Source organism: Bradyrhizobium sp. LMG 9283, assembly GCF_045571415.1.
Taxonomy (GTDB): domain Bacteria; phylum Pseudomonadota; class Alphaproteobacteria; order Rhizobiales; family Xanthobacteraceae; genus Bradyrhizobium.
Genome location: NZ_CP120691.1, coordinates 6,434,861 through 6,447,683 on the forward strand (window position 1 = coordinate 6,434,861; position 12,823 = coordinate 6,447,683).

The 12,823-nt window shown below is 64.8% G+C and carries 14 protein-coding genes; 6 read left to right on the top strand and 8 right to left on the bottom strand.

Annotated elements, in window-relative coordinates:
• Window positions 1–95 precede the first annotated feature (95 nt).
• The 3 genes from P6U29_RS30205 to P6U29_RS30215 are packed head-to-tail and all read left to right on the top strand — an operon-like array spanning window position 96 to window position 2,652.
• Entirely contained in the window at window positions 96–650 is a 555-nt protein-coding gene (locus P6U29_RS30205) for a nucleoside 2-deoxyribosyltransferase (RefSeq protein WP_407114004.1), read from the top strand.
• A gap of 27 nt (window positions 651–677) precedes the next feature.
• Window positions 678–1,412: a TlyA family RNA methyltransferase gene (locus P6U29_RS30210; RefSeq protein ID WP_407114005.1), complete on the top strand. Its 735-nt coding sequence runs from the start codon at window positions 678–680 to the stop codon at window positions 1,410–1,412.
• Entirely contained in the window at window positions 1,405–2,652 is a 1,248-nt protein-coding gene (locus tag P6U29_RS30215) for a class I SAM-dependent RNA methyltransferase (protein WP_407114006.1), read from the top strand. The genes P6U29_RS30210 and P6U29_RS30215 overlap by 8 nt, the downstream gene beginning before the upstream one ends.
• A gap of 65 nt (window positions 2,653–2,717) precedes the next feature.
• Here the strand turns inward: P6U29_RS30215 and P6U29_RS30220 are convergent, their stop codons facing one another.
• The 5 genes from P6U29_RS30220 to P6U29_RS30240 are packed head-to-tail and all read right to left on the bottom strand — an operon-like array spanning window position 2,718 to window position 7,652.
• Entirely contained in the window at window positions 2,718–3,569 is an 852-nt protein-coding gene (locus P6U29_RS30220; RefSeq protein WP_407114007.1) for an ABC transporter permease, read from the bottom strand.
• A gap of 2 nt (window positions 3,570–3,571) precedes the next feature.
• Window positions 3,572–4,420 (bottom strand): ABC transporter ATP-binding protein, encoded by an 849-nt coding sequence (locus P6U29_RS30225; protein WP_407114008.1) that lies wholly within the window; start codon window positions 4,418–4,420, stop codon window positions 3,572–3,574.
• Entirely contained in the window at window positions 4,417–5,463 is a 1,047-nt protein-coding gene (locus P6U29_RS30230) for an ABC transporter substrate-binding protein (protein ID WP_407114009.1), read from the bottom strand. Before P6U29_RS30230 ends, P6U29_RS30225 begins: the two co-directional genes overlap by 4 nt.
• A gap of 42 nt (window positions 5,464–5,505) precedes the next feature.
• Window positions 5,506–6,720, bottom strand: coding sequence for a CaiB/BaiF CoA transferase family protein (locus P6U29_RS30235; protein WP_407114010.1), 1,215 nt, complete (start codon window positions 6,718–6,720; stop codon window positions 5,506–5,508).
• The gene (locus tag P6U29_RS30240; protein ID WP_407114011.1) at window positions 6,717–7,652 is read right to left on the bottom strand and encodes a hydroxymethylglutaryl-CoA lyase; all 936 of its coding nucleotides are present in this window, start codon (window positions 7,650–7,652) and stop codon (window positions 6,717–6,719) included. The genes P6U29_RS30235 and P6U29_RS30240 overlap by 4 nt, the downstream gene beginning before the upstream one ends.
• A gap of 88 nt (window positions 7,653–7,740) precedes the next feature.
• Here P6U29_RS30240 and P6U29_RS30245 point away from each other — a divergent pair, with 88 nt between their 5' ends.
• Window positions 7,741–8,649, top strand: a complete 909-nt coding sequence (locus tag P6U29_RS30245) for an FCD domain-containing protein (protein WP_407114012.1) — start codon at window positions 7,741–7,743, stop codon at window positions 8,647–8,649.
• Window positions 8,650–8,665: 16 nt separating this feature from the next.
• Here the strand turns inward: P6U29_RS30245 and P6U29_RS30250 are convergent, their stop codons facing one another.
• A complete protein-coding gene (locus P6U29_RS30250) occupies window positions 8,666–9,265 on the bottom strand; it encodes a hypothetical protein (RefSeq protein WP_407114013.1) in 600 nt (199 codons plus the stop codon).
• 110 nt (window positions 9,266–9,375) lie between these two features.
• On the opposite strand from P6U29_RS30250, the gene P6U29_RS30255 reads away from it, so the two are divergent.
• Window positions 9,376–10,203 carry a nucleotidyltransferase domain-containing protein gene (locus P6U29_RS30255; RefSeq protein ID WP_407114014.1) on the top strand — a complete coding sequence of 276 codons (828 nt, stop codon included), beginning with the start codon at window positions 9,376–9,378 and terminating at the stop codon, window positions 10,201–10,203.
• 16 nt (window positions 10,204–10,219) lie between these two features.
• Window positions 10,220–10,993: an enoyl-CoA hydratase/isomerase family protein gene (locus tag P6U29_RS30260; RefSeq protein WP_407114015.1), complete on the top strand. Its 774-nt coding sequence runs from the start codon at window positions 10,220–10,222 to the stop codon at window positions 10,991–10,993.
• 11 nt (window positions 10,994–11,004) lie between these two features.
• Here the strand turns inward: P6U29_RS30260 and P6U29_RS30265 are convergent, their stop codons facing one another.
• Window positions 11,005–11,637 carry a hypothetical protein gene (locus tag P6U29_RS30265; RefSeq protein WP_407114016.1) on the bottom strand — a complete coding sequence of 211 codons (633 nt, stop codon included), beginning with the start codon at window positions 11,635–11,637 and terminating at the stop codon, window positions 11,005–11,007.
• Between the two features lie 166 nt (window positions 11,638–11,803).
• Window positions 11,804–12,667 carry a DUF1194 domain-containing protein gene (locus P6U29_RS30270; protein ID WP_407114017.1) on the bottom strand — a complete coding sequence of 288 codons (864 nt, stop codon included), beginning with the start codon at window positions 12,665–12,667 and terminating at the stop codon, window positions 11,804–11,806.
• Window positions 12,668–12,823: the final 156 nt, after the last annotated feature.

Here is a 12,823-nt window from a genome sequence, read left to right on the forward strand (position 1 = left end):
ACAACCCTCTCCCCAGCCCTCCCCCGCAGGCGGGGAGGGAGCAGAGCACGTGCTGTGGCTGGCACCCTGACTCAAATTTCTTCGGCTTCGGCCCCATGAAAATCTATCTGGCAGGCCCCGACGTGTTCCTGCCGGATGCGGTTGAGATCGGCCGGCGGAAGGCCGCGATCTGCGCTGCACACGGGCTTACCGGCCTCTATCCCCTCGACAACGACATCGACCTTACCGCGCCCGACGCCGCACGACAGATCTTTTGCGGCAACGAGGTGATGATGGATGCGGCCGATGCCATCATCGCGAACCTGACGCCGTTCCGCGGCGCCGGGGCCGATCCCGGCACCGTCTATGAGCTCGGCTACATGGCCGGCCGCAGCAAGTTCTGTCTCGCCTATTCCAACGACGGCGCCGCCTATGCCGACCGCGTCGGGCGCTTCATGGACATCAAGTCGGAGGACGGGCGGCTGGTCGACGCCCAGGGGCTGACCGTCGAGGATTTTGGCCTTGCCGACAACCTCATGATGATCCATGCGTTGGAGCTGCACGGCTGCCCGCTGGTGACGCCGGCTACGATGCCGATCGACGTCTGGCACGATCTCACAGCGTTCGAGACTTGCGTCCGGATGGCGGCCGCGCGATTGATCGCACCATAAGCTCTTCAATCGACTTCCGGAGATCCGATGCCCTCTGCCCGCAAGCGTGCGGATGTTCTCTTGGTCGAGCGCGGCCTGTTCGAGAGCCGGGCGCGGGCACGCGCGGCGATCGAAGCCGGGCTCGTCACGGCCGACGACAAGCAGGTTTCGAAACCGTCGGAGACGATCGCTGAGGACGCGGTGATCCAGGCCGAGCCCGCGCACCCCTACGTTTCCCGCGGCGGCGTCAAGCTCGCCGGGGCGCTGGAGCGCTATCCGATTGATATCGAGGACCACGTCTGCCTCGACGTCGGCGCCTCCACCGGTGGCTTCACCGAGGTGCTGCTGGCGAACGGTGCCAGCCTGGTGTTCGCAATCGATGTCGGCAGCAGCCAGCTCCATCCCTCGCTGCGCGATCATCCCAAGATCGTGTCGATGGAGGAGACCGACATCCGCAGTTATGAGGGCAGGCGCCTGCCGGCGCGACCCGATGTGGTCGTGATCGACGTCAGCTTCATCTCGCTGAAGGCGGTGCTGCCGGTGGCGCTGTCGCTGGCGGCCGCGCCGATGAGCCTGTTGGCGCTGATCAAGCCGCAATTCGAGGCGGATCGGAAGCACAACAAGAAGGGCATCATCCGCAACGCCGCCGTGCACCAGGAGATCTGCGACGACATCGCGGCCTTTGCCGCTTCGCTCGGCTGCACTGACATCGAGGTATTCCCCTCACCGATCACGGGCGGCGACGGCAATATCGAATTCTTCCTGGGCGCGCGCCGTGGTTGAACGGCTCACCATCGATCATGTCGGCCATCGCGGTGACGGCGTCTGCCTCGACGCAGGCGAAGCAATCTATGTGCCCTACACGCTCGGCGGCGAGACCGTCGAGGTCGATCACGTCGTGGGCCACCATCCCGACCGCCGCAAGCTGCTCGCGGTGGAGGTCGCAAGTCCGGAGCGCATCGCGCCATTCTGTCCGCATTTCGGCGTCTGTGGCGGCTGCGCCATCCAGCATTGGGCGGCTGAGCCCTACCGCGCCTGGAAACGCGATATCGTGGTGGAAACGCTGGCGCAGGCCGGCGTCGCATGTGAGGTGGCGCCGCTGGTCGATGCCCACGGCGCCGGGCGCCGGCGCATCACGCTGCACGGCCGGTTCGGCACGCATGACATCCTCAAGGTCGGCTTCTCCGCGACGAGCTCGCATGACGTCATTCCGATTCATCGCTGTCCCATCCTCGATCCCACACTCGATGGCGCGCTCGACGCCGCCTGGGCTCTGGCCGAGCCGCTGACCTCCAAGATGCCGGTGACGAAGCCGCTCGATATCCAGGTCACCGCGACCGCCAACGGCCTCGACGTCGACGTGCGCGGCTCCGGCCCGCTGCCGACGCCGCTGGTCACGGCGCTGTCGCGCGTCGCCGAGCAGCATCGCCTGGCACGACTGACGCGGCACGGCGAGCTGGTGCTGCAACGCCTGCCGCCGACAGTGAAGATGGGCCGCGCCGAGGTGACGCTGCCGCCAGGCTCATTCCTGCAGGCGACGGTGGCGGGCGAGGAGACGCTTGCGGCGCTCGTCACTGAGCGCATCGGCAAGGCCAAGGAGGTCGCCGATCTCTTCTGCGGCGTCGGCCCGTTCGCTCTGCGGCTCGCCGAGAAGGCCCGCATCATCGCCTATGACAGCGACGCCGGCGCCATTGCGGCCCTCGCGAAAGCCGCGCGCACACCCGGCCTGAAGCCGATCAGGTGCGAGCCGCGCGATCTGTTCCGCCGCCCCCTGATGCCGCAGGAGCTGCGCGACTTCGACGCCGTGGTGTTCGACCCGCCGCGCCAGGGCGCGCAGGCGCAGGCGCTTAAGCTCGCCGCGAGCAAGGTGCCCGTCGTGATCGCGGTGTCCTGCAACGCAGCAACCTTTGCACGCGACGCGCGGCTGCTGATCGACGGCGGCTATCGGCTGGAGGCGGTGGTGCCGGTCGATCAGTTCCGCCACACGCCGCACGTGGAGCTGGTGGCGCGGTTCAGCCGGTGACGTCGGACTTAGTGTTTAAGCATGATCTTTCCGGAAAACCGCTGCACACTGTTCCGGATCATGCTCTACGCCGACGGTTCGAATTGCGGCTGCCATCGCAACAGGTAGGACTGCAGCGAGCGCACCGCGATCGCCAGCAGGATGCCGACAAACATCATGACGAAGATGGCGACCATCATCTCGCTGGCATTGGCGCGCGCCTCCGCCTCGATGATGAGCTTGCCGAGTCCGCGTTCGGCGCCGATGAATTCCCCGACGATGACGCCGATCAGCGCAAACGACACCGCCGGCAGCAGCGACGCAAACACCCAGGCAAGCGCGGACGGAATCACGACCGTGCGCAGCACCGTGAATTCGCTGGCGCCGAGCAGACGGGCGGCGGCAATCTGATCGCGGTCGACCGCACGCGTTCCCTCGAAGGTGTTGAAAAACACCACGAAGAACACGACGAGCCAGGCCGTTGCGATCTTGGAGAGATCGCCGAGGCCGAAGATCAGGATGACGAGCGGTACCAGCGCGATGCGCGGGATCGAGTTGAGCGCCACGATGTAGGGTCCGAACACGCGGGCCAGGAAATCCGAACGGCCGAGGATCAGGCCGGCCGCGATGCCGCTCCCCGAACCGAACAGAAAGCCCCACCAGGTGTTCTTCAGGGTGACGAGCGTCGCAAGCCACAGATTGTTGTCGCTCCCCGTGATGCAGGCGGAAAAGCCGGCCGCGTCAGAGAAGCAACCAAGCCGCAAAAAACTCTGCCAGATCAGCGATGGCTTGGCGACGAAATAGGGATCGAGGATTTTCGGCACGTAGGCCTTCGGCAGCAGCGCCTTGCTCCACTCGAAGCCCCACTGCCAGATGACGAGAACGGCTGCGAGAATGGCCAGTTGCCAGAACAGGATGACGGTGCGGCTGTTGGACATGGTCAGTCGGCCCTGGTGCGGCGGAATTCTTCGCCAAGGGAATGCCAGATGTGGGAATAGAGGCGGCCGAACTCGGCGGTCTCGCGCACGGCCACGGGATCGCGCGGACGCGGGATGGCGACGTCGAAATCTTCCTTGAGACGCCCGGGCCGCGCCGACAGCAGGATGATGCGGCTCGCCAGCGTCAGGGCTTCGCCGAGATCGTGCGTCACGAACAGCACGGTCTGCCGCTCGCGTTCCCAGATCTCCAGCAGCGTCTTGTGCATCTCGAGCTTGGTGTGGGTATCGAGCGCACCGAACGGCTCGTCCATCAGCAGGATCTCAGGCTCCAGGATCAGCGTGCGCATCAAGGCGACGCGCTGGCGCATGCCGCCGGACAGCATGCGCGGAAAGCTCTGCGCAAAGCCCGAGAGGCCGGCCTTCTCGACGGCCGAAGCAACGCGCCCCGCGCGCTCGGCCTTCGGCAGTCCCGCGATCTCCAACCCATAGCCGATGTTCTGCTCCACGGTTCGCCAGGGGAATAGCGTATCGCGCTGGAAGACATAACCGACCCTGGGGTTGACCTTGCCGGTCTCGACCGTGTCCTCGTCGATCAGGATGCGTCCGCCCGAGCGCGGCAGCAGCCCCGCGACCATGTTGAGGATGGTGCTCTTGCCGCAGCCGGATGGACCGAGCAGCGCGACGAATTCGCCCTGCTTGACCTCGAAGGACACGTCATCCACCGCGACGAACTCGCGTCCGGACGCGTTGAAGCGCTTGGCAAGCCCCTGCACGGCAATGCGCGTGCGCGCCGCCGCTGCTTGATCGTCGCCGCGCGCGAGCGCGAGGCCCTCGCCTAGCGGGGCGATCATTTGTATTTCGCCCTGGCCGTCTGAAGGAAGCTCATGTCGACGACATCCTCGTATCTGGTCTCGGGAATATCCGTGCCCTTGCGGTACCAGGGCTTGGCGCCGCGTTCGAACGCAGCCTTGTCGATGACACCGTCATAAGCCCAGGTCGACTTGTCGAAGCCGAGCTCGGCGCTGACCGCGTCGGGATCGATGCCCGAGAAATATTTCGGCGTGACCAGCGCCTGCACCTCCGCGAGCGGCGTTGCCTTCACAAAGGCCATGGCGCGATAGATCGCGTTGACATAGGCCTGCACCATCGCCTTGTCCTGCTCGACCGTGTCCTGGAGCGTGTAGATCACCAGCACGGGCAGCGTCCCGCCGAAATCCTTTTCAAACACGCCCGGCTTGGACGTGTCGTAAATCGTTTTGCCAAAGCCCTTCTTCTCGACCTCGACGATCCAGCTCGGCGGCGCCATGATAGCGTCGAACTGCTTGGTCTGGAGCGAAGGGAACATCGTGTTGGGCCCGCCGCCCGCGACCCAGTTCACCTTGCCGCCGAGCCCGCGCGCTTCGAACACATAGGTGCCGAACACCCAGGTGCCGGACCCGATTGCGGTCGCAGCGACGATCGGCTTGGCGCCATCCGCCCGCTTGTAGTCGGCAAGCTTCTCGACCGAATTGATGCCGCTGTCGTAGAGGTCCTGCCGGACCATGATGTTGGCGTAGGAGCATACCATCTCGGTCGCGAGCAGGATCTTGCACGGCTTGCCGCGCGCCCCGAGCTGAAGCGGATGGCTGGCATCGCCATGGGCGAACAGAGCTTGCCCTGCCGCCAGCGTCTGCCGACCGAATGTGCCGGCATTGCCGGTAACGAGCTTGGAATCGAGCCCTTCGTCCTTGAAGTACCCCTTCAGCTCCGCGATCATGCCAATGGCGTAGACCGGCGACACCGGCCCGAACGCGAGCGAGACCTGCTTGGCCTCGGCGCGCAATCGTCCCGGCAGCAGCGATGCACCGGCCCATGCGGAGCCCGCGATCAGCGCCTGGCGCCTGGTGATGCTCATGTGCTCCTCCTCCCTTGCTTTTGTTCGATTGCGCCGACCAGGTCAGGACGGCGCGACCTTGATCGTCCCTGCCTGCCGCAGCGCTTCGATTTCACCTGGCGACATGCCGATCTCGCTCAGGATCTCGCCGCTGTGCTCGCCGATCTCAGGTGGATCGTAGCGGTTGGGCAGGCGCCTTCCGTCCATGGAAATCGGCAATAGCGGCGTCTTGGCCTCGCGGCCGTCAGGCAGACGAATGTCGGTCAGGCCGCCCGACCGGTTGAGATGCGGATCGTCGAAGAGATCGCCGGGCTTGTTTACCGGTGCATAAGGCAGATCGAGCTGCTCGAGGCGCGTGGCGAGATCGGCCTTGTCCCATTGCTTGAAGATCTTCGCGATCTCGGGGATCAGCCAGCTGCGATGATCGACGCGGTCGTTGCTCGTCGCAAAGCGCGGATCAGAGAGCCAGGCTTCGCGATCGAAGGCGCGGCAGAACGCCTCCCATTGCTCTTCACCGACGATGGTGACGAACAGCTTTGAGCCGTCCCTAGTGTCGAAGAGATCATAGACGGGCCACGGGCTGTCCTTGATCGAATACGGGATCGAGGGCTGACCGCTAACCACCTCGCACATCATGGCCTGCGCCATCAGGAACACGTTATTCTCGTACAGCGCACTCTGGATGTACCGGCCGCGGCCGCAGCGCTGCCGCTCGGCGAGCGCGGCCTGGATCGCGATCACGCCGAACATGCCGCCCATGACGTCGTTGACCGAAGCGCCGGCGCGCATGGGGCGGTCGGGCAAGCCGGTCATGTAGGCGAGACCGCCCATCATCTGCACGACTTCGTCGAGTGCCAGGCGGTTCTCGTACGGGCCGGGCAGATAGCCCTTGAGCGAGCAATAGATCAGGCGCGGTGCGAAGGCGGCGACGGTCTCGTAGTCGAGGCCGATCCGCTTCAACAGGCCCGGCCGGAAGTTCTCGATCAGGACGTCGCTGGTCTCGATCAGCCTGCGTGCCACGTCCTGGCCTTCCGCAGTCGACGTATCCAGCGCGATGCTGCGCTTGTTGCGGCTGTAGGTCGCGAAGAAGCCGGCGGCGGGGCCTTTGAAGGTGCGGGTGCGGTCCCCCTTGGGCGGCTCGACCTTGATCACGTCGGCGCCGAGATCGGCGAGGATCAGGCCGCAGCTCGGCCCCATCACCATCTGGCTGAACTCGATCACCCGAAGGCCCGCCAGCGGACGAAGCTCCGATGCGGTCTCACGCGCAGCCATGGTCATGCCGCGCTCCGCAGGACCTTGGGGACACCGGCCTCATGCAGATGCCCGGTCAGATGTTTTGCCGGGATATGGCGGGCGAGAATCTCGCGCGTCTGCATCAGGCGGTCGAGGTCGATGCCGGTGGAAAGCCCCATGCGCTCCAGCATGAACACCAGATCCTCGGTGACGATGTTGCCGCGCGCGCCGGGAGCGAAGGGACAGCCACCGAGGCCGGACACTGCGGCATCGAAGCGGCGAATACCCGCTTCGATGCCGGCGACGGCATTGGCAAGGCCAGCACCGAGCGTATCGTGCAGATGCAGCCGCAGCGTCATTTGCGCCCCGATCTCGCGCTGCACCGCCGTGACGATCTGCCGGATCGATTTGGGCGTCGCATAACCGACGGTGTCGGCAAGCCCGATCTCGTCGGCACGAGCTTCGGCAAAAGCGCGGGCAACCCGGCACACCGCTGCTTCGCTCACCTCGCCTTCCAGCGAGCAGCCGAAGGAGGTGGAGATCGCGCCCATCAATTGCGGCCGTTGCCCTACCGGCCGCGCATCGATCGCGGCGCGGACCGCGCGAAATCCCTCGACCTGCTCGTCGACCGAGCGGCGCACGTTGGCGCGGTTGTGCGTCTCGCTGGCCGAGATGACGAAATAGACGGCGTCGACGCCTGCGGCGATGGCGCGCTCGGCGCCCTTCGGGTTCGGCACCAGCGCGCCGATGGTGGTCGATTTGTGCGTGAGCGCATGCGCCATCACCGCGTCGACGTCGGCGAATTGCGGCACGACCTTCGGCGGGACGAAGGACCCGGCATCGATCTCGCGTACGCCCGCAGCGGCGATCGTGTCGATCAGCGCGCATTTGGCTTCTGTCGGAACGAAGATGTCCAGGTTCTGGAGACCATCGCGGGGGGCGACCTCGCAAATATGGACATCGGGCGCGCGCGCCATCTGGGCTCTCCTGACCGATTGTATATTATTGCATAAAAGAACAATCCATGGGACAATCTGTCAAGCCCTAAAGATTACGTGCACTGCAATGATCGCATCCGACAGTTCCCGACAGCGCAACGAGAAGAACGGTTCCGAGCGCGCCGAGCATCTTGCCGGCCTGATCATGGCACTCGCCCGCCGCGAGGGCATGAAAGCCGGCGATCGCCTGATCGAACAAAGGCTTGCGGACGCGCTGGACCTTTCACGCGCTCCGATCCGGCTCGGCCTCAAAGCCCTCGAAGCGGCGGGGCTGGCGCGCGGCGAGCCACATCGCGGCTTTGTGCTGACCAAGAATCCGACCAGCGGCGCGGCCCAACCGGCGCTCGCGGCGGTCAGGCGCAACGAGCAGGTATATGCGACCATTGCAGGCGATGTGCTCGCAAGCCGTCTGTCGGCTGATGTCACCGAGGCGGAGCTGATGCGCCGCTATGATCTGAGCCGCGCCGAATTGCAGCGACTGCTCGATCGCATCGCGGCCGAGGGCTGGATCGCACGCCTGCCCGGCTACGGCTGGCGCTTCGCGGAGACGGTCTCGAGTCCCGAAGCTCAAGCGCAGGCCAAGGCGTTTCGCGCAGTCATCGAGCCGGCGGCGATCTTGCAGCCCGGCTTTGCGCTGCCGCAGGAGGTGATCGTACGTCTGCGCGAACGCCAACAGCGCGTCTTCGACGGCGAACTCGAGAAGATGACGATCGGCGAGATCTTTCACTCCGGCTGCGAATTCCATGAAGAGATCATCCGCGGAGGGGGCAATCCCTTCTTCCTCGAAGCGCTCAAGCGCGTGAACTCGATCAGACGCCTGTTCGCCTATCGCAGCTTCGCCGACCGCGACGGCATGCGGCGGCATGTGCGCGAGCATCTGCGCCTGCTCGACGTTCTGGAAACGCGACGCTACCCCGAAGCAGCCGACCTGATGGCCCGGCACCTGCAACGCCCGCTGGTGGCGGGCGTGTCGTGATGCCTAGGGCGATCGTTCAGCGCCGCAAGCCGCCCAGCGCAGGGGACTCGCCGGGCAGCATCGAGGAGTTGATGTCGCTGTCCATGCGGCCCGATTGCTGCTGGGTGTAGCCGACCCCGAACGACAGGCTGAGGTTGGAAGTCGGCTTGAACTCGACACCCGCAAATCCGCCATAGCCGGGCGCGGCGCTGGAGGTGAGCGGCGCAAGCGAGCTGCCGATGCCGTTGCCATATTTCAGCGTGTCGAAACCGGCAAAGAAGGTGACGGGCATGCCGCCAGCCGTCTTCATGTTGTAGCCGAATCGCGTGCTGTCATAAGAGAGCGCGCTGTAATTGCCGAACGAGCCGGCTTGGTTGAAGCCGCTCAATCCGAAATCGGCGCGGTCGCGGCCGATGAAGAAGCCGTTCGCAGAGCTCGTACGCCAATCGGCCTCTCCGGCGTTGAAGCTCGCAAAGTTGCCATAGGTGTCGGAGCTCAGGCCGGCAGCACCGCCCAGGCCGAAAGGCCCGCCGGGAATCCAATATCGCAGCGGCGCCACTTGCGCATGGGCCGCCTCTCCGCCGAGGCAGAGCACGGCGAGAGCTGCAAGAGCGCATGAACGTGCAAGGTCGAGCATTCTGGCTACCGTCTAAGACACTGCGAAACTATACTCCCCGACCATCATCAATGCCAGCGGAGTGACCGCGCCGCCCTCGCGCCCGCAGGTCTTTCGGGGAACCGCACCTTATGCCGCACGATCCGTTGCTCACCCGCCTCACACCCGTTCTTGCCGCGGTACCCGGCGTCCAGGCCGTGGTGCTCGGCGGCTCACGCGCGCGCGGCACTGCGCATTCCTCCTCCGACTATGACATCGGGCTGTACCGCTCCAACGCCGCTCGGTTCGACACGGATCGACTGCTGACAGTGGTGAAGAACATCGCCGACGATCCCGACGCCGCGATTGTGACGAGAATTAACGAATGGGGATCGTGGATCGTCGGCGGAGCCTGGCTTTCGATCGAGGGACGAAAGGTCGATCTGCTGTACCGTAATGTCGATGATGTCGAGCGCGTCATGTCGGCCTGCCGGTACGGTACGGTCCTCATGACCTACCAACCCGGCCATCCGCATGGCTTCTGCTCAGCCATCTGGATGGGCGAGATCGCATATTGTCAGCCGCTGCACGATCCGAACGGCCTGATCGCCCGACTCAAATCGATCGCACTGCCCTATCCGGAGCCTCTGCGCAGCGCCCTGATCCGGCGCTTCCAATGGGAAGTCCTGTTCAGCATCGAAAATGCCGAGCTCGCGGTCGCACGCAACGAGCGGACCCATGTCGCGGGATGCCTCTACAGATCGTTCGCCTGCGTCGCGCAGGTGCTGTTCGCACTGAACGAACGCTATCTCATCAACGAGAAGGGGGCGCTGCAGGAAGCGGCCGGCCTGCCGCTGACAATTCCACGCTTGGTGGAGCAGGCCGACGAAATCTGGCGACTCATTGGTGATGGCGGCTTCGCGCAGGCCTGCGCAATCCTGCGGCAGGTCGAGCAGCAGTTGAAGGCGCTAACGACTTGAATGCAAGGAGAACGCGGTGACAACGGACAATCCCGTCGCTTATGAGCTCATCGGCAACATCGCCCGCATCACGCTGCGCCGTCCGCCCGTCAACGCGCTGAGCCTCGATGTCATCCGCGCGGTGGTCGCGGCGTTCCGCCGCGCCGCGGACGATGCGGATGCGCGCGTGGTCGTGCTGGGGAGCGCGATTTCCAAGCGGTTCTCGGCGGGCCTCGACCTCGACATCCTGCTCGGCAAATCCGGCGCGGAGATCCGCGAATTCCTCCAGGCGCTCTATATCGACCTCTACGACGCGCAATATGGACTCGGCAAACCGTCGATCGCCGCGGTCGGCGGCGCGGCGCGGGGCGGCGGTATGACCATGGCGGTGTCCTGCGACGTCATGCTGGCGGCCGAGAGCGCGACGTTCGGCTATCCCGAGATCGACGTCGGCGTCATCCCGGCGATCCACTATGCGCATCTGCCGCGCATCGTCGGACGTCATCGCGCCTTCGAGCTGCTGTTCACCGGCCGCGTCTTCAGCGCCATGGAAGCGCGCGAGCTCGGCGTGGTGAACCGCGTCGTCGGCGATGCGGAGCTCGAGGCCGAGGTGGTGAAGCTCGCGGCGCAGTTCGCTGGAAAATCGGCCGCCGTGCTGCGGATGGGCCGGGCCGCTTTCATGCGCCAGATCGATCTCGACTACCGGCGCAGCATTGCAAGCGCGGTGGATGATTTCTGCAATGTCGCGACGTCGGCCGAGGCGCAGGAGGGCCTGAAGGCGTTCGTGGAGAAGCGGCCGCCGAAATGGTGAGGACGGCAGCCTCAGGCGGTCTTGTCGACGGAGGACGACGAATCCGCCGGCGGATATTTCGTCACCGGCACCATGAAAGATTTCGTGCCGACCTGATAGATGACTTTGCCGTTCTGTCCGTCGTCGGTCGCGATCTGCGCCTGCCCGAACATGATGACGTTCTTGTAGACGATGCCGGTGCCCTGGCGGGTGACGCCGTCCGTGGTGACGCTGACCTGCGCCTCCTTGCCGTTGACGGCGAGCACCTTGAAACTCGCGCTCTTGCCGTTGGCGGACGAATATCCGCCCCAGCTTCCTATGAGGCGGCTGTCGGAAGCCGGCGGCGCCTGCTTCTCCAATGACGCGGTCGCCTTGCCGCCACCGGCCGAGAACAGCAGGACCGCGCTCTTGCCGTTCTTGGTGCCAATCGTCACGGAACCGAAGTTGATGGTGGCGCCGTCAACCTGGCCGATGCCGCGCTCGGTGCGTCCGTTGTGGGTGTATTCGACCTCGGCCCGTGCGCCGCGGATGTTCACGACCTTGAAGCCGACGGGCTGACCGCTCGCCGTCCAGGTGCCCTTCCATTCACCGAGCAGATTGCTCTGGCGATAGATCCGCTCGTTGGCGGGCGAAATCTGGCTGGTGCTCGACGTGACGATGGCCATTGGACTGCTCGGAGACAGGTTTGGCAAACCCGCTTTCGTTTCGGTCCAGCATGTCAGGATACTGGCTGGAAACGGACAGAAACCATCAGATTAGGGCCATGCACCGGTTAACCGGCAGTTAAATTCAACTGCCAGTTGGGATGGGCAAAAGGTCTCAGCCGGGGCTTTAGCGTCCCCAGCGATCGGACCAGATCTTCTCGCCAATCAGGCAGTTGACGCGCGGCTCCTTGTCGGCAACGCGCATCACGGGACGCTCCGGCGTGCGGCCGGCGACTTCCATCAGCAGCTTGGTGCGGATCGCTTCCTTGAACTTGTCGCGGTCCTTGATCGTGATCACGAAGGAGCCGGGACCTCCGACGACGCAGTCCTCGTAGTAGAAATCGAGATTGTCGATATCCATCGTCGAATAGGACGGCTCCTTGACCATGATCGGCAGGCCGTTGATGACGATGCCCTTCTCGAGCGCGGCATCGCGCGCCACAGTGACCGGACCGCCATTGTTGTTGGGACCGTCGCCGGAAATGTCGATGACACGGCGCAAGCCCCGATAGGGATCCTCGTCGAAGAGCGGCATCGCGAAGGTGATCGCGCCGGAGATCGAGGTGCGCGAAGCGCGCCGGATCGGCGTCTTCATGATCTCGGCGGCGACCGCATCCGCCGTCTCCGGTCCGTCGATCAGCCGCCAGGGAATGATGATCTTCTGGTCGCTGGAGGCGGCCCACTCGAAATAGGTCACCGCGATGCGGCCGTTCGGACCGAGCTTCAGCGCCTGCAGGAACTCCTTCGACTGGATCGCCTGCGCATAGCCTTCGCGCTGGATCGCGAGCTCGTCCATGTCCATAGAGTAGGACACGTCGACCGCGAGGATCAGCTCGACATCGACCGCCTGCGCGTCCTTGTCGGCCGCAAGCCGCTGCGTTTCCGTCTTGGACGATTCGAATTTGGGTCCTGGCGCCGCGATGCCCGCGACGTTCCCTCCGGCAAACATGCCGGCCACCAGCACAGCCCCGATCGAGATCAGCAAACGCATCGCAGTCTCCCGTCGTATGACGCGATGGTGACATGCAATCGCCTTGCCGCAAAGGCCGAAGATCGCTTGCGCTTCACATTCGAGTGCATCGCTGCTGCGCGTTGCCGTCGTTTGGCCATAGCGCTGACACAGGAACAGGCACGATCACTCGCACAG